General features: G+C 52.8%; 15 protein-coding genes. 8 read left to right on the top strand and 7 right to left on the bottom strand.

What is annotated here, in order from left to right:
• Positions 1–18: 18 nt before the first annotated feature.
• A complete protein-coding gene (gene mtaB / locus LY85_RS02740) occupies positions 19–1335 on the bottom strand; it encodes a tRNA (N(6)-L-threonylcarbamoyladenosine(37)-C(2))-methylthiotransferase MtaB (protein ID WP_141825362.1) in 1317 nt (438 codons plus the stop codon).
• Between the two features lie 129 nt (positions 1336–1464).
• On the opposite strand from mtaB, the gene LY85_RS02735 reads away from it, so the two are divergent.
• Positions 1465–1704, top strand: coding sequence for an HPr family phosphocarrier protein (locus LY85_RS02735; protein WP_038324589.1), 240 nt, complete (start codon positions 1465–1467; stop codon positions 1702–1704).
• Positions 1705–1742: 38 nt separating this feature from the next.
• Here the strand turns inward: LY85_RS02735 and abc-f are convergent, their stop codons facing one another.
• Both abc-f and LY85_RS02725 read right to left on the bottom strand, forming a co-directional pair.
• Positions 1743–3641 (bottom strand): ribosomal protection-like ABC-F family protein, encoded by a 1899-nt coding sequence (gene abc-f, locus LY85_RS02730; protein ID WP_141825361.1) that lies wholly within the window; start codon positions 3639–3641, stop codon positions 1743–1745.
• A gap of 88 nt (positions 3642–3729) precedes the next feature.
• A complete protein-coding gene (locus tag LY85_RS02725; RefSeq protein WP_141397600.1) occupies positions 3730–4161 on the bottom strand; it encodes a hypothetical protein in 432 nt (143 codons plus the stop codon).
• A 183-nt stretch (positions 4162–4344) separates the two neighbouring features.
• Between LY85_RS02725 and LY85_RS02720 the strand changes: the two genes are divergently transcribed.
• A complete protein-coding gene (locus tag LY85_RS02720; protein WP_141825360.1) occupies positions 4345–5130 on the top strand; it encodes a sugar phosphate isomerase/epimerase in 786 nt (261 codons plus the stop codon).
• Between the two features lie 81 nt (positions 5131–5211).
• Positions 5212–5670, top strand: coding sequence for a transcriptional regulator NrdR (gene nrdR, locus LY85_RS02715; RefSeq protein ID WP_038324582.1), 459 nt, complete (start codon positions 5212–5214; stop codon positions 5668–5670).
• Positions 5671–5721: 51 nt separating this feature from the next.
• On the opposite strand, the gene LY85_RS02710 is transcribed toward nrdR, so the two are convergent.
• The 3 genes from LY85_RS02710 to LY85_RS02700 all read right to left on the bottom strand — a co-directional run bounded on the left by LY85_RS02710 (position 5722) and on the right by LY85_RS02700 (position 8243).
• The gene (locus LY85_RS02710) at positions 5722–6102 is read right to left on the bottom strand and encodes a DUF4363 family protein (protein ID WP_038324581.1); all 381 of its coding nucleotides are present in this window, start codon (positions 6100–6102) and stop codon (positions 5722–5724) included.
• Positions 6099–6776, bottom strand: coding sequence for a DUF421 domain-containing protein (locus tag LY85_RS02705; protein ID WP_038324623.1), 678 nt, complete (start codon positions 6774–6776; stop codon positions 6099–6101). The genes LY85_RS02710 and LY85_RS02705 overlap by 4 nt, the downstream gene beginning before the upstream one ends.
• A gap of 213 nt (positions 6777–6989) precedes the next feature.
• Positions 6990–8243: a glycosyltransferase gene (locus LY85_RS02700; protein WP_141825359.1), complete on the bottom strand. Its 1254-nt coding sequence runs from the start codon at positions 8241–8243 to the stop codon at positions 6990–6992.
• A gap of 136 nt (positions 8244–8379) precedes the next feature.
• Between LY85_RS02700 and LY85_RS19650 the strand changes: the two genes are divergently transcribed.
• From LY85_RS19650 to LY85_RS02690, 3 genes are read left to right on the top strand one after another with little or no spacing between them, the layout of a single operon-like run.
• Entirely contained in the window at positions 8380–8505 is a 126-nt protein-coding gene (locus tag LY85_RS19650) for a hypothetical protein (RefSeq protein ID WP_279230983.1), read from the top strand.
• Between the two features lie 2 nt (positions 8506–8507).
• Positions 8508–9572: a glycosyltransferase family 2 protein gene (locus LY85_RS02695; protein WP_038324577.1), complete on the top strand. Its 1065-nt coding sequence runs from the start codon at positions 8508–8510 to the stop codon at positions 9570–9572.
• Entirely contained in the window at positions 9572–10762 is a 1191-nt protein-coding gene (locus tag LY85_RS02690) for a glycosyltransferase (protein WP_141825358.1), read from the top strand. The genes LY85_RS02695 and LY85_RS02690 overlap by 1 nt, the downstream gene beginning before the upstream one ends.
• A gap of 80 nt (positions 10763–10842) precedes the next feature.
• Here the strand turns inward: LY85_RS02690 and LY85_RS02685 are convergent, their stop codons facing one another.
• Entirely contained in the window at positions 10843–12207 is a 1365-nt protein-coding gene (locus tag LY85_RS02685; RefSeq protein WP_141825357.1) for a radical SAM protein, read from the bottom strand.
• 335 nt (positions 12208–12542) lie between these two features.
• On the opposite strand from LY85_RS02685, the gene LY85_RS02680 reads away from it, so the two are divergent.
• Positions 12543–13997: a UDP-N-acetylmuramoyl-L-alanyl-D-glutamate--2,6-diaminopimelate ligase gene (locus LY85_RS02680; protein ID WP_141825356.1), complete on the top strand. Its 1455-nt coding sequence runs from the start codon at positions 12543–12545 to the stop codon at positions 13995–13997.
• Between the two features lie 14 nt (positions 13998–14011).
• Positions 14012–15364, top strand: a complete 1353-nt coding sequence (murF, locus tag LY85_RS02675; protein ID WP_243122464.1) for a UDP-N-acetylmuramoyl-tripeptide--D-alanyl-D-alanine ligase — start codon at positions 14012–14014, stop codon at positions 15362–15364.
• Positions 15365–15628 lie beyond the last annotated feature (264 nt).

Genomic DNA, 15628 nt, shown 5'->3' with positions numbered 1-15628 from the left:
TCAAAGTGCTTTTTGCTGTCATGTGAAAGCAATCGGCTGCCCGCTATTTTTTATTTCGGCAAGGCAGCAGTCGCTCAGGGCATCCGTAATGAGGGCGGGAACAATTTCCCCGCTCAGGCTTTTGCCGCTGTGCGCTTTGACCGGCGTGTAGTTTTCGGTGTAGCCCTCATAGACATTCCTGTCGCATTCCCGCTCGAACAGCACCGGCTCGGTCAGTCCGATCTGTCTTTGGAAAAACGCTTCCTTGGTCTGCTGCGTCGCTTCGATCATCAGGCGGCTGCGCTGTTCCTTGACCGCCTGCGGAACCTGGTCGGGCGCGTCGTTGGCTTTTGTGCCGGGGCGGCGGGAATAGGCGAAAACATGAACCTTCGCAAAGGCGATTTCCCTGGCAAAGGCCAGCGATTCCTGAAACTCCTCTTCGGTTTCACCGGGGAACCCCACCATAATGTCGGTGGTGATCGCCGCGTTTTCAAAGGCCGCGCGCAGGTTTTTTACAATCGTCCGGTACTCCTCCGTGCTGTAATGCCTGTTCATGCGCCTCAGCGTGGCGTCAGAGCCGCTTTGCAGGGACAGGTGGAATTGGGCGCAGAGCTTTTTCTGTCGGCTCAGACGGGCAATGACGTCCTCGCTCAGCTGCTCTGGCTCCAGGGAACCCAGCCGTACGCGCGCGACGGCATCCGGTTCGCAGGCGGCTTCGACCGCGTCGCAGAGATGCAGGCCGATCTCCTGCCCGTAAGCGGACAGGTTGATTCCGGTCAGAACGATTTCCCGGTATCCGTTCGCGGCGATTTCCGCGATTTCTTTTTTCAGCTCGTCCATCGGTTTGGAGCGTACCCGACCGCGCGCATAGGGAATGATGCAGTAGGAGCAGAAGCGGTTGCAGCCGTCCTCAATTTTAACAAAGGCGCGGGTGCGCTCAAAAAAGCTGCTCACGTTCATCGACTCAAAGCCCGGGGCCTTTTCATGGGGAACAATGTCCACAACGCGCTGACGCGAGGAAAGGTATTTCATGATGTCGGGCAGAAGCGCCGCACGGTTGGAATTGCCCAGCACAATGTCCGCGTCGTGCAGCCCTGCCGCCGCTTCGGGGAAGGCCTGGGGCATGCAGCCGGTCAGGACAAGGACTGCCCCGGGGTTCTTCCGCCTTGCCCGGTGGAGCGTCTGGCGCACCTTGTGGTCGCTCATGGCGGTGACGGTGCAGGAATTGATTAACACCACGTCGCTTTCCTCTGCGGCGTCGCATACGGTAAATCCCGCAGAGACAAGCTGAGCCAGCATTGCCTGTGATTCGTACTGGTTTACCTTGCATCCAAGGGTAATAACAGAGACTTTCATTTTTTCACCTTTTACAAATTTAGATATTTAAAATTACTTATTGACATAATGTATGGCTATATTAAATATTGAAAAAATTCCTTCCGTGCTATATCATGAGTAGTGAATTTTGTAATACGGAGGTATCTTATGTATACAACTTCTATTTTACTTTCCAGCATTGAGGCTGTCAAAAAGTTTGTAACGCTGACGAACAGCTATACCTTTCCGATTAACCTGACTACAGATAGATACAAAATTGACGCGAAATCAATTATGGGAGTATTTAGCCTGGATCTGTCCAAGCCGATCACGATCGAAGTTCCGGGTGAGGAAGGGAAAGAGTTTATCTCCCAGCTTGAACAGTTTAGACCGCAGACACAAAACTAAATTGATGGTAAGCAGTCCGGTGATCCGGACTGCTTTTTTTATTCCTGATATTTCAGCGCCAGATCGCTCCAGCGCTGAAACAGCTCTTCGTTCTCTTTGGTCAGGCAGTCTATTTTTTCGGTGATTTTCATCGCCGCCTCGTAGTCGCTGGCCACTTCCGGTTTGGAGAGCTCTTCCTTTAAAGCGGTGATTTCCGCTTCCAGCTCGTCGATCCTTGCTTCGCTGCGTTTCAGCTCCGCCTTTTCCTTCCGGATAGACGCGTCGCGTTCCTTCTGCAGCCGGTACTCGTTCGGCTTCACGGCGGAGGGCTCCGCCGTTTCCGCGGCCTTTGTGCGGCTTTTTTCAAGATAACTGTCGTAGCCGCCGATAAATTCCTGCGCGCCGTCCCTGTCAAGATAATAGACCCGGTCGGCGATTTTGTTGATCAGGTAGCGGTCGTGGGATACGATCAGCAGGGTGCCTTCGTAGCTCTGCAGCGCCGCCTCCAGCGCTTCGAGGGAGTCGATATCCAGATGGTTGGTAGGCTCGTCCAGCAAAAGGAAGTTGTCCATGGAAAGCATCAGGCGGAGCAAAAGAACGCGCGCCCGCTCTCCGCCGCTTAAAGACTCCACGGCTTTGAACACGTCGTCACCCTTGAATAGAAAGACGGCCAGCGCGTTTCGGATATCGGTCTGGGTCATTTTCGGGTAGGAATCCCAGATTTCGTCGATCACGGTTTTTTCCGGATGCAGGCCCGCCTGAATCTGGTCGTAATAGCCGACGTCGATTCCCGCGCCAAAGCGGAATTCACCGCCGGAGGGGGTGTTGATCCCCAAAAGCGTCTTTAAAAGGGATGTCTTTCCGCAGCCGTTCGGCCCGATCAGAAAAATTCTTTCGCCCCGGTGGATTTCAAGATTCACATTCTGAAACAGCAGTTTGCCGTCGAATTGCAGGGCAAGGTTTTCGGTGCTCAGGACGTCGTTTCCGCCCCGCTGGCGGATACCGAAATCAAAATGGATGCCGTCCGGTTTTTCATCCGGCTTTTCCAGCGTTTTTTCCAGCCGTTCGATCACCTTCATTTTGCTTTCCGCGGTCCGGATGCTCCGTTCCTTGTTCCATTGCCGCTGCTGCGCCACGATTCCCTCAATGCGCTTGATTTCCTTCTGGGTAATGTCGTACTTGCGCTGCGCCGCCAGATTGTTTTCGTCTTTCTGGGCAAGGTAGGTGCTGTAATTGCCCTTGTACGGCATCAGGCGGCCGTTTTCCATTTCAAAGGTACGGTTGGTCACTTTGTCCAGAAAATACCGGTCATGGGAGATGACCACGAAGGAGCCGCCGTAGGAACGCAGGAAATCCTCCAGCCATTCCACGGAGGAGATATCCAGATGGTTGGTCGGTTCGTCCAGCAGCAGCAGGTTGGCGCCGCACAGCAGCATTTTCGCCAGCTGCAGCTTCGCCTTCTGCCCGCCGCTCAGCACGGCGATCGGCAGCCCCATCTGCTCGTCGTCGAAACCGAGCCCCAGCAGCGCGGAGCGCGCCCTGCTTTTACAGGTCAGCCCGCCCTGTGCGACAAAGCGGTCGTTCATCGAGGCCTGCTTTTCTATCAGCCGGTCAATGTCCTTCGGTTTTGTCTGCAGCTGCAGATTGATGCTTTCCAGTTCCTTTTCCATTTCCAAAAGTGCGGAAAATACGGTCAGCACCTCGCTGTAGGCGCTTCTTTCCAGATCGCGGCAGACATGCTGTTCCATATAGCCCAGAACGGTCGAATTCGCCTTGAAAATATCGCCGCCGTCCGGCTGCGTTTCGCCGGTCAGCAGCTTGAGCAGAGTGGTCTTGCCCGAGCCGTTGATCCCCACAAGCCCTATGCGGTCGTTTTCCTGTATCTCAAAAGAGACGCCGCTGAAAATCACATCGGCGCCGAAGGATTTATTCAAATTGCTTGCGCTCAGCAAACCCATAGCAGTAAAAACCCCTTATATGTAAAGTGCGGAGCGTTCGGGCCCCGCTCCCATATTATAATGAAATAGCGCGGTTAAATCAAGTTCTTCAAAGATGCTTCTTCAATTCGTCAATGTTTTTCTGCTCATTGATGATATAATCTTCCGCCAGCTTCTTGACTTCGGTGTCGGCTCCGTCAAGCCGGTTCAGGTTTTTGGTGATGTCTTTGATTCCCATGGCGGTGCCGTTAATCATTAGTTTGGCTATGTGCGACGGGGTCTGGTTCATCATCGTGTTGATCTGGATGGACCCGCGCAGCATCGCCTTCTGCATCGTCTTTTCCGGCTTCGGCATCCTTCCGTCGGTGTGAAGCATCTGCTTTGCTTTCGCGCCCATATCCTGATAGCGCAGAGCATGATCCTCTATTTCGGTGCGCAGCTGTGGATTTTGGACCTTGGGAATGATCAGCTGAGTCGCTTCCAGCCCCATTTTTGTTGCCTGATAGATTTCTTCCAGCAAAGATGCGTTTTCGTTTATCATGATTTCTTCTCCCGCTTTCTTTTAGGCCAGGCTGCCGATCAGGCCGTGCAGCCGATTTCCAATGGTCCGGGCCTTGTTAAGAAATTTGTTTTTCCCGGCAATATATAGAATATCCAGCCGTGCATTGATTAATCTGGACATTTTTCTTCCGTCGGGATATAATCTTAAAAAAGGGGTGATACTATGCGTTCCGGCATCTCAACGGCCTGCCTTTATCCCATGGAACTGGAACAGGCTCTTCCGGCATTAATCGCGCTTGACTTCCACCTTTTTGAGGTGTTTATCAATACAATCAGCGAATTAAGACCGAAATATATCAAAGAATTAAAAAGAATGGCGGATGACAGCGGAAGTATCGTGAAGTCCGTTCATCCGTTCACCTCCGGCTTTGAAAGCTTCCTTCTTTTTTCGGATTACCAGCGCCGTTCCGACGACGGTTTGGAGTTCTATAAACGGTACTTTCACGCCGCGAACCTTCTGGGCGCGGAAATTCTGGTGCTTCACGGCCAGCGCAACGACAAACGCAGCAGAATCACCGAGCAGGAATATTTTGAACATTACGCGCGGCTCTATGCGCTGGGGAAAACGTTCGGCGTCACGGTGGCGCAGGAGAATGTCAATCTGTTCCGCAGCAACGAGCCCGGGTTTATCTCGAGAATGCGGGAATATCTGCACGAGGACTGTGCGTTTGTGCTGGATGTCAAGCAGGCGGTGCGCGGAGGGGAGGATCCCTTTCAGATGTGCGCGGCGATGGGGGAAAGGCTGGTTCACGTCCATATTAACGACAATAAACCGGGGGAGGACTGCCTTTTGCCCGGCAGCGGAACCATGAATTTCGGCGCGCTGAAACAGCTGATGCAGAAATCCGGCTACAACGGGGACCTGGTTATCGAGGTCTACCGGCGCAATTTTGGCGAACTGAACGAATTGACAGGCGCAAAAAAAGTCGTAGATGGTCTAATTTACTAATATTTTGTTTCATAAACGCTTGCTAATGGCTGAAAAAATATGCTATAATTATACAAATAGTTTTATAGAGGTGATTTTACAATGCGGTGCCCGTATTGCGGCCATGAAGAGTCAAAAGTCATTGATTCCCGCCCGACCGACGAAGGCGAAAGAATCCGGCGGCGCAGGGAATGCTTGAAATGTACCAAGCGCTTCACAACCTATGAGGTAATCGAAACGGTGCCCATTGTTGTGATAAAAAAAGATAAATCGCGTGAAACCTTCGACCGCAATAAGCTGTTGAACGGCCTTTTGCGCGCGTGTGAAAAGCGGCCCGTGTCCATCGACACGCTGGAACGCATTGTGGACGAAATCGAAAACATGCTCCAGAATTCGCTTGACCGCGAAGTACCCTCCAGCCTGATCGGCAAGTACGCTATGGAAAAGCTGAAGGACGTGGACGAGGTGGCGTACGTTCGTTTTGCCTCGGTTTACCGTCAGTTCAAGGATATCAATACCTTTATGGATGAATTGAACAGGATGATTAAAAGCAGGTCCTGAAAAGTTTTATAAAAACGGGGAAAGCGGCAGGTATAACCTGCCGCTTTTTTTTTAAAAGATATTTTCAATGGAGGGAAGCTGGGATTCGTTCAGATACATGATCTGTGTGATACCACGGTCGCAGTCCGCCCCGAATTGGTCAGTTCCCTCAAAATAACAGAGCATGGGAAGCCCTGAGAGCGTCTGGTCAACGGCTTCCAGCGGCGCGTGCGGCATGAAGGTGCACAGCACTTCGTGATAGCCGTGCCAGTCGTCCGCGGCCTTTTGGCTCAGCTTCTGTGCTGTTTCAAGATCGCCCTCCAGCGCCGCCTGTCGGGCGCTTTCGAGGGTTTTGGTCATCTGTTCGCTGACCTTTTGGGTTTTGACCGTTCCGTAGGTGCAAACCGTTATGAGCAGAACGAGGATCACTGCGCAGGCCCATAAACGTTTCATTGTTTTTCATCCTTCTTGATAATATTGAAATCTCCCTTTCTGTTGGCCGTCATAATAAAAATCTGGTCGGTGCTGATGTTTTTGCCGCGCAGAACGCCTTCCAGCCATTCCCGGCTTTTGTTGCACAGCTGAAGGGAAAAGTCGGAGATGACTCCGTCGCTGATGACGACGGTTTCGAGCCCGGTATCCGGCAGCGCCACGCCCAGCATACCGGCGGTCGGCTGCTCCTTGTCCGTCTTTTTGATGATGCTCATCTTTCCGTTTGTCTCCACAATCGCGTAGGCAACGTCCTCAAGACTGAACACGTTTTTCTGCCGCAGCTGCTCGGAGAGGTCCTCCGTGCTCATGCGCAGGCGGCGCATTTCCTTCTGGTCTACCTTCCCGTCATTGATTACAATGATCGGTCTGCCGCAGATCAGCTTTCGGAATTTCGTACTTTTCAGCATCAGGCCGGATACGAGGATTTCACACATTACGAGCACCGCGATGGGAATGAACCCGCTTACCAGGGGCTGCCCGGTGTCCTGCATCGGGATTGCCGCAATATCGGAAATCAGGAGGGTCACGACGAGCTCGCTTGTCTGCAGCTCGCTGATCTGCCGTTTACCCATCAGCCTTACCGCTACAATAATGACTATGTAGAGCAGTAAGGTCCTTATAAATGAAATGGTCATGTTTTTATCACCGCTGATAGTATGTTCCTCCTGCGGCGGCTTATTCATTTTGTCCGAAATCGAAGAACCGCACAGAACCCAAAAAGGCGGAAAATCTGTGTTTATAAAGCGGTCCAAAAATGAAAAAACATGCCCTCTGCAAAGGCTTTTCAGCCTGTCAAAGCGCATGTTCGGCACATGGTATTTTCGATGATGTTTTTGCCGTGGTTCTTTTTAAAGCGGTTTAATCTGCTGGGCGAAAGCGGCAAAATTGTCCTGCGCACAAAAGGTGCTCAGAAAAACCGACCGGCAGTTTTCACGCAGCTTTTTTCTTTCTTCCGCCGGTAACTCCGCCACGGAACGAATGGCCGAAGCCAGCTTGTCCGGGGTAAAATCCGCCTCGATTAAAAAGCCGGTTTCGCCGTCGCGGACGATTTCTCCGGTTCCTCCCACATCCGTTGCAATCGCGGGAATTCCGAACGAGCAGGCTTCCATAATGCTGACAGGAAGCCCCTCCGTGCTGCTGGTGTTGACGAACAGGTCTACCGGGGTGTTTTGGTAATAGGCCATCAGGTCGGAATTTTTCACTTCTCCCCGGAAATCATACTCCATAAACCGCAGATTTTCCTCCGCGTATTTTTTCAGCTCTTCCAATGCGTCGCCGCCGCCGAAATGCGTCCATTTCAGCGCAAGACCGCTGCTATTCAGCAGACTCAGGGATTTGGCAAGCAGATCCACGCGTTTGAGCGGGACGATGTGGCAGCAGCTGACAATCTGGAAAGGTCCCGTTCCGTCTGATTCCGTCGTCCCGTAATCCCGCGTACCCAGATAGGCGGTCTGGATTTTTCCCGCGTATTGGGGATACAGGCCGGTCAAGTAATCGTTTCCGTCTTGGGAGCAGGTGTAGACCTTGTCTATGTTTTTCAGAAGGTAATGCCGCAGCGGCAGATAATTCATGGAGTTGCGGTAAGCGTAAAGGTCGTAGCCGTGCGCCCGGCAGACCGCCAGCTTGGCTTTTGCCTGACAGTACCGTTTGAGCCTTACCGCCGCCATGGCGATATCGTAGAACCAATAGCTGTAAAACGTTACGCCGTCGTATTGCTGCAGGGAATACGGGGCGAGAATTTTAACCGTTTCATCGTACACGATTTCGGATTTCGCGATAAAATAACTCAGATAAAGGTTTTTTTTCAGCGATCCCTTTACGGCGTTCCGCTCATCTTTTCCGGAATAGCCCTTGTAATCCTTAAAAGGAAACTGTCTTGCCACCGCTCCGGCAAGGCTGCGTTTGACCTTGGATGCACGAATGTTGTGGACGCAGACGTTTTCAGGCACGCTTCTTGTCTGTACCGGGTTGTCGGCAGTGCTTGTGGCCACGATAATGACCTGATCGAATGCTTTCACCAGAAGAGGAAGTTCGTCTTCTATGAATTCTTCCCCTTTGTCGAAAGGGAACGTTTTCGTTAACAATACCAGGCAGTCCTTCATCGGAAAACAGCCTCCTGATCGATTTAAAATAGAAATATATAAAAGAATAGCATACAAAATGCTGCATTTCAACACGCTGCTGCAAAATAATCTTGTATTGGTTCACAGAAAATGGTATCATAAGATGTATTTTTATATGCGAATACGTTGGCTGGCGCCTGTTTCCCGGTTCTTAACCGGTTTGATGCGGGGGCTGGAAGGATGCCCGGTGCTGTCCGGAAAAGGACGCTGCCGCCGGGGCGACGAAGAGAAGGAGGTCTGATCTTGCCAAAAGTAAGTGTGATTGTACCGGTATATAACGTAGAAAAGTATTTGGCGCAGTGTGTCGAAAGCATTTTGGCGCAGACGCTGACGGATATAGAGATTCTTTTAGTAAACGACGCATCGACCGACCGTTCGCTGGAGCTTGCGCGGACATATGAGAAGGACTCCCGTGTCCGGGTGCTGGACAAGCCCCATGGAGGCCTGGGAAATACCCGCAATTACGGCGCCGCCCGCGCCGCCGGAAAATACCTCTCTTTTGTGGATTCCGACGACTGGCTTGACCCGGAGGCATTGCAGAACCTGTATTCCTCTGCGGAAAAATGTGCCGCGGATATGGTCGTCTTTAACTTTGTACGCGAAAACAGTAAAGCGGAGGAGCACCGTGTCTGCAAGCTGCCGGTGAGTTTCCCTGCTTTCGATCGGGAAACGCGGGAAATCCTGCTCCGGGAGCTGATCGGCCCCGATCCGACGGACAGCCCCTGGCGGCAGGTAGAGATGCTCGGCTGCGCGTGGCGCAGGTTTTTCCGCCGGGAGTGGTTTCTGGGAAATCACCTTTCGTATTTCAATGAGCAGGAAATCATGCTGGAAGATCTTCCGGTATCGATCATGGCGCACTGCCTGACGGACAAAGTGCTTGTTCTTGGAGGGGCCTATTATCATTACCGTTATAATCCCGAATCGTTAAGCACCCGGTACCGTCCCAGAAAAATGGAAATGATGACCGCCTGCTATCATGTGGTGCGTGACTTTTTGCAGAAAAAAGGTCTTTACGCCCAGTATGGGGAACGTCACCTTGCGTGGCTTCTCCGCAGCGCGGCGCATTCTTCTCTGGTCAACTGCTTTAGCCCTAATAATGATAAGAGCTTTGCGAAAAGATACAAAGAGGTGCGCGGCATTCTCCGGAATCCGGTGCTCCGGGTTGCGGCCCGTTCCGACTACCTGAAAAACGGCACCCGTGCGGACAGGATCGTCCTGCGGGTTATCCGGTCCAGAATAACGCCGGCCGTCTATTTGTTCTACCGGATTTATTCCAATATGCTGTTGAAAAACGCGGGGAAAAGATAATGGCGAAAAAACGTGTTCTTTTTATCAATTACAGCCTGCACAGCGGCGGCATTGAAAAAAGCCTGGTCACGGTGCTGTCTTTGTTCGATTATGAAAATTACGAGGTCGACCTTCAGCTTTTCGCAAATGACGGCCTGTTTCTGAGCCGCGTTTCACCGAAGGTAAACCTTCTGCCTCCGCTCTTTCCGGCGGAATATAAATTAAATATCCGCCAGGCCTTTTTTGCCCTCATCAGAAAGGGGCATCCGCGGATCGCGCTCTGCCGCCTGCTGGTTTCCTTTGCCGGTCTGCGCGGGACCATGGGCGAGCGGCTGGTGCGCATGTGGAATGTGGAAAGGTGTTTTATCCGGACTTCCCAGAAGGAATACGACGCGGTGGTGGCCTTTATGGAAGGCCAGCCGATTTATTACGCCGTCACCAAGGTCAAAAGCCCCGTCAAAATCGGGTTTATCCACGGCGATTATACGGCAATGGGCTTGAACAGCGAGTTTGACCGTGCGTTTGTCGGAAAACTGAACGCGCTGTGCACGGTTTCCGAATCCTGTAAGACTGCGCTTGAGAACACTTTTCCGGAGTATGCCGACCGGTTCCATGTGATCTACAATATTATTTCCTCCACCTTCATGCGCCAGATGGCTGGAGAACCGGCCGACTTTGAAGATGATTTTTCCGGCCTGCGCGTACTGTCCATTGCCCGTCTTTCCCACCAGAAGGGACTTGACATTGCGCTGCCCGCCATTGCCGCGTTAAAGAAGAAGGGGCTTCGCTTTAAGTGGTATATCATCGGAATCGGCCCGGAAAAGGAAAACCTGGAGGCGATGATCCGGGAACTCGACATCGGCGATTACGTCCGGTTCATGGGGGAGCGCCCCAATCCGTACCCGTATCTGAAGGAGTGCGACGTCTACCTGCAGCCGTCCCGGTTTGAGGGCAAATCCATCGCCGTCGACGAGGCGATGGTCATGTGCCGCCCGATTCTTCTCACCGATTTTTCCACGGCCCGCGATCAGATCGATTCCGGCAGAAACGGACTGATCGTTCCCATGGACAGCGAGGGGGTTGAAGCGGGCCTGGAAGATTTGCTGCTGCATGAGGAAAAACGCGCGGAGTTTTCACAGTCTCTGGCACAGTGTGATTATACCAATGAAGAGGAAATCAAAAAGCTGTATGCGCTGATTGGCGGCAAATAACATAAAAAGCTCCTGCTTTGGTACCAAAGCAGGAGCTTTTTCCGACTGACGGCAAAGTCTGCCGTTTTTTTACAGGGCGGTCAGCCCGCATTTTCCTGTTCTTCGGGGTGGGATTCGTCCCAGAGCCTTTCCGCGACGGGAGCCCAGTTCTTCGCGGCGTTAACGCATTTTGCGCTCAGCTCCTCAACATCCTCGGGATGAGTCATGTCCGTCGATTGTGCGCCGGACTTGTGCACTATGTCGGACAGTCTGCCCGGATTGTCGAGCAGAGGGCAGGGGCGCAGGTGATTTCCGTTGAACGGCTGGTTCCTGCGGTACTGCATGAACAGCGGGGACTGGTAAGCTTCCAGAAGCGTTTTGTCCTTGATGTTGGAATCTGCATAATGGATAAACGCGCACGGCTCGATATCCCCGTTCGCGTTGATGTGCAGGTAGCAGCGTCCGCCCGCAATGCATCCCTGTACATACTCGCCGTCGTTCCAGAAGTCCATGGTGAACAGCGGCTTGGTTTCCCTGAATTTCCGGATCTGGTGATACATGAACTCCCTTTGCTCCGCGGAAGCCATCAGCTCGGGGACCGCGTCGGCCCCGACCGGCATATAGGTGAAGAACCACGCGAATTTTGCGCCTTTCGAAATCATGTCGTCAAAGTATTCCTCGCTGCCGATCACGTCGGTGTTCTTGCTGGTATAGCAGCAGGAAATGCCGAACGGAAGCTTTTTCTCTTTTAAAATCTCCATCGCTTTGATGACCGCCTGATAGGTGCCTTCTCCGCGGCGGAAATCGGTGGCTTCTTCAAAGCCCTCCACGCTGATTGCGGGCACGAAATTCTTTACCCGCAGCATTTCGTCAGCGAACGCTTCATCGATGAGCGTTGCGTTCGTAAAGGCCAGGAATTCGCAGTCGCTGTGTTTTTCGCACAGCCTGATAATATCGTCCTTCCGTACGAGCGGCTCGCCGCCGGAATAGATATACATATAGGTGCCGAGCTTTTTCCCCTGCTCGATGATGCTGTCGAGCGTCTCAAAGCTCATGTTCATCTTGTTGCCGTAATCCGCCGCCCAGCAGCCCTTGCAGTGCAGGTTGCACGCGGAGGTGGGGTCCATCAGGATTGCCCACGGAATGTTGCAGTCGTACTTTTCTTCGTTTTTATTTTTGCGCTGACAGCCTACAATGGAGGAATTGATCAGGAAATTTTCGAACATTTTTTTCCTGACACCGGAATCAATGTCGTCATAAAGGCTCATAATCAGTTTGTACCAGTTGTTTTCCGGATTTTTCAGCGCTTCCCCAACCAGATCGTAAGCGTTGTGATAATAATCCTCCCTGTCGAATCTGCGTACCCAGCTTAAGACCTTCGGTACGTTTTCCTCAGGATTGTTGTCCAGGTAGCTCAATACTTTTTTCAGTCCGTAGGATTCCAGTTTTTCATTCACAGTTCCCATCACGTATGCTCCCTTTCTATCGTTTTAAGCGCCGTGTACGCTGTTTGACTGTATGTTAGCATTATCCGGAACGGTTGTATCTATACAAAACAGTTCCACAGTCCAAATATCATACATAAAGTGGAAAGTGTCATGTAACCGCAAAGAAGGGTTACCGGGCTAATACAATTGACTTTGACATATCTTTATTGTATCATCAGAAGAGTTTCTATAGTAATTCCAGTTACGTTTGCGGGACAAAACATGTTCCTCCCTCGCCGAAGGCGGGGGAGGAACGCAACCTTGTTGCAGAATCAACTGGAAATGCTCTAAATTATGGATACGGAGGCTGGATTATGCAGTTAAAAAACATACTCGAAGGATTAAAATATACCTGCTCCGGCAACACGGACGTTGAAATAACCGATATCGTTTACGATTCGCGCAGGGTGATTAAAAACTGTGTGTTCGTGTGCCTGTGCGGCTCTTCCGTCGACAGCCACGACTTTGCGCAGCAGGCGGCGGACGCCGGCGCGGCCGCGATTGTCGCGCAGCGCCCGGTAACGGTGCACGGCGCGGCGGTGATCCTGGTGGAAAATACGCGCTATGCCATGGCGGTGATGTCGGCGGCCTATTTCGGGCACCCCGCCGATCAGCTACGCGTGGTGGGCATTACCGGCACGAAGGGCAAAACGACGGTTTCCTATATGATCCGTTCCATTCTTGAGGCGGGCGGAATCAGGACCGGCATCATCGGGACCATCGGGACGGTTGTCGGCGACGAAGTGATTCAGACGAACAACACCACGCCGGAATCGTACGATGTGCAGCGTTTCCTGCGCAAAATGGCGGACAGCGGCTGCAAAGCCGCCGTGATCGAGGCCTCTTCCATCGGGCTCAAGGACCACCGTGTGTCGGGCTTTCCCTTTGACATCGGGCTGTTCACCAATTTTTCGCCCGACCATATCGGCGGCAACGAGCATAAAACACTGGAAGAGTACCTGCAGTGCAAAAGCATGCTGTTCCGGCAGTGCCGGACCGGTATTATCAATATAGACGATGAAAATTACACGGGAATTATAGAAGGCCATACCTGTACGATCGAGACCTACGGCTTTTCACAGGAGGCCGGGCTGCGCGCGGGTAATGAAAAGCTCATTTCGCGCCCGGGTTATCTCGGCGTTCATTTTGATCTTGAAGGTCAGCTTGCCTTCGGCGTGGACGTGGATATCCCAGGACGGTTCAGCGTTTACAACGCACTTGCGGCCGCGGCGGTCTGCCGCCATTTTGATGTGACCCCGCAGGCGATTGCCGAAGGGCTGAACACGGTCAAGGTCAAGGGAAGGGTGGAACCGGTCAGTGTTCCCGGAAATTATACTCTGCTGATCGATTACGCGCACAATGCGCTGAGCATGGAAAATATTCTGGAGACTCTGCGCGAGTACCATCCGCACCGCCTGGTCTGCATGTTCGGCGCGGGGGGAAACCGCGCGCGTTCCCGCCGCTATGAAATGGGCGAGGTCAGCGGAAAGCTCGCCGACCTTTCCGTTATTACGGCGGATAATTCACGCTACGAGGATGTCATGGACATTATTGAGGACATCAAGGTCGGAATCGCCAAAACGGACGGAAAATATGTGGTCATTCCCGACCGTAAGGAAGCGATCAAATACTGCATGGAGAACGCCGAAGACGGCGATATCGTCGTCCTTGCGGGCAAAGGCCACGAGGATTATCAAGAAATTCAGGGCGTCAAATATCATTTGGATGAACGCGAGGTTATCGCGGATATTATCAACGGAAAAATATAGGTGATAGTATGAGAATGACAGTTGGAGAAATTATCGCCGCCTGCGGCGGGAAGCTGCTCTGCGGCGATCCCAATGCTTTGATCACGTCGGTCAGTACGGACAGCCGCAAAATCCAGTTCGGCACCCTCTTTGTCCCCATCGTGGGGGAAAGGACGGACGCCCATTCGTTTATCAATGCGACTTTTGCGGCGGGGGCCGCCGCAACGCTCACACAGGAGCACGACGGGATGATCGACTCCCACGCGTGGATCCGCGTGCAGAACACGGAACAGGCCCTGCAGAGGATCGCCGCCGTTTACCGGCAGCGGTTCCGTATCCCGTTTGTCGGAATTACGGGAAGCGTAGGCAAAACGACCACGAAGGAAATGGTCGCCCTCGCGCTTTCCGGCTCGTTCAACGTGATGAAGACCGAGGGGAACTATAACAGCCAGATCGGGCTTCCGCTGACCATGTTCCGGATTTCCGACAGGCATCAGGCCGCCGTGGTGGAGATGGGGATGAGCAATTTCGGGGAAATGAGCCGTCTGGCGCAGATCGCCGCGCCGGACTATGCCGTTATGACCAATATTGGCATTTCCCATATTGAGCAGCTCAAAACGCAGCAGAATATTCTGAACGAAAAGCTGCATATTACCGATTGCTTCCATAAGGATTCCATCCTGTTTCTGAACGGGGACGACGCGCTCCTTGCGGGTCTGCGCGGAAAACCGGGAATCAAAATCGTTTGGTTCGGCACCGCCTCCTGGTGCGATTTCCGTGCGGAAAATATCCGTACGGCGGCCTCGTCCACCCGGTTCACTCTGGTAATTCCGGGCGGGTCCTGCGAGGTGGAGCTTCCGGCGCTGGGCCTTCATAACGTGACCAACGCGCTGGCCGCCCTGGCGGTTGCCAGAACGCTCGGTGTCCCGATGGAAAAGGCCGCTGCAAAGCTTGCGGAGTACCGTCCCCTTGCCATGCGCCAGCAGATCCATCACGTCAGCGATGTCACGATCATCGACGATTCCTATAATGCCAGCCCCGACGCGATCAGAAGCAGCGTCGACGTCCTGTGCGGCTTTCATACGGGCAAGCGCATCGCGGTGCTGGCCGATATGCTGGAGCTTGGCGATTTCTCCCAGCAGGCGCATTTTGATGTGGGCGCGTATACCGCCCGGGCGGGGGTGGACATCGTGCTGACGGTCGGCGAACGGGCCAGAGAAATCGCCGAAGGGGCGCGCAGCGTCAATCCGGACTTCGTCTGCTATTCCTTTGGAGACAACGCGGAAGCGATTGCAATGCTCAAATCCCTTCTGACCGGGGGAGACGTGGTGCTTGTCAAAGGTTCTCGCGGAATGAAAACCGATCAGATCGTCAAAGCCCTGCTTTAAAAGAACGGTCTCCTGTTTTGGCTCCCTCTCTGAAGGAGTTTTTACTCCCTCCGGTGCATTGCGCACGTCACTTCTCTTTTTCGGCATTCTCCCGCGGCGGACTTCTTTAGTCCGCCGCTTTGCTTTCCAGAATACAGCATTTCCAGCTGATTCTGTAACAAGCTTGCGTCACTCCCCCGCCGAAGGCGGGGGAGTGACGTCCATTGTCTCGCAAACTGAAATGGAATTGCTGTAAGATAATTATTTAACAATTTTAGTATGCGA

It is taken from the genome of Clostridium sp. KNHs216 (assembly GCF_006714885.1).
In the GTDB taxonomy this organism is placed as follows: Bacteria; Bacillota; Clostridia; order Oscillospirales; family Acutalibacteraceae; genus Caproiciproducens.
This window is presented reverse-complemented; position numbering and strand designations above follow the sequence as displayed.

Bases quoted from the DNA above. Each gene is read 5' to 3' on its own strand.
- LY85_RS02685 (WP_141825357.1), bottom strand. From the start codon at position 12,207: ATGGGAACTGTGAATGAAAAACTGGAATCCTACGGACTGAAAAAAGTA.
- nrdR (WP_038324582.1), top strand. From the start codon at position 5,212: ATGCGGTGCCCGTATTGCGGCCATGAAGAGTCAAAAGTCATTGATTCC.
- LY85_RS02710 (WP_038324581.1), bottom strand. From the start codon at position 6,102: ATGAAACGTTTATGGGCCTGCGCAGTGATCCTCGTTCTGCTCATAACG.
- LY85_RS02690 (WP_141825358.1), top strand. From the start codon at position 9,572: ATGGCGAAAAAACGTGTTCTTTTTATCAATTACAGCCTGCACAGCGGC.
- mtaB (WP_141825362.1), bottom strand. From the start codon at position 1,335: ATGAAAGTCTCTGTTATTACCCTTGGATGCAAGGTAAACCAGTACGAA.
- LY85_RS02720 (WP_141825360.1), top strand. From the start codon at position 4,345: ATGCGTTCCGGCATCTCAACGGCCTGCCTTTATCCCATGGAACTGGAA.
- murF (WP_243122464.1), top strand. From the start codon at position 14,012: ATGACAGTTGGAGAAATTATCGCCGCCTGCGGCGGGAAGCTGCTCTGC.
- abc-f (WP_141825361.1), bottom strand. From the start codon at position 3,641: ATGGGTTTGCTGAGCGCAAGCAATTTGAATAAATCCTTCGGCGCCGAT.
- LY85_RS02705 (WP_038324623.1), bottom strand. From the start codon at position 6,776: ATGACCATTTCATTTATAAGGACCTTACTGCTCTACATAGTCATTATT.
- LY85_RS02700 (WP_141825359.1), bottom strand. From the start codon at position 8,243: ATGAAGGACTGCCTGGTATTGTTAACGAAAACGTTCCCTTTCGACAAA.
- LY85_RS19650 (WP_279230983.1), top strand. From the start codon at position 8,380: ATGCGAATACGTTGGCTGGCGCCTGTTTCCCGGTTCTTAACCGGTTTG.
- LY85_RS02735 (WP_038324589.1), top strand. From the start codon at position 1,465: ATGTATACAACTTCTATTTTACTTTCCAGCATTGAGGCTGTCAAAAAG.
- LY85_RS02680 (WP_141825356.1), top strand. From the start codon at position 12,543: ATGCAGTTAAAAAACATACTCGAAGGATTAAAATATACCTGCTCCGGC.
- LY85_RS02725 (WP_141397600.1), bottom strand. From the start codon at position 4,161: ATGATAAACGAAAACGCATCTTTGCTGGAAGAAATCTATCAGGCAACA.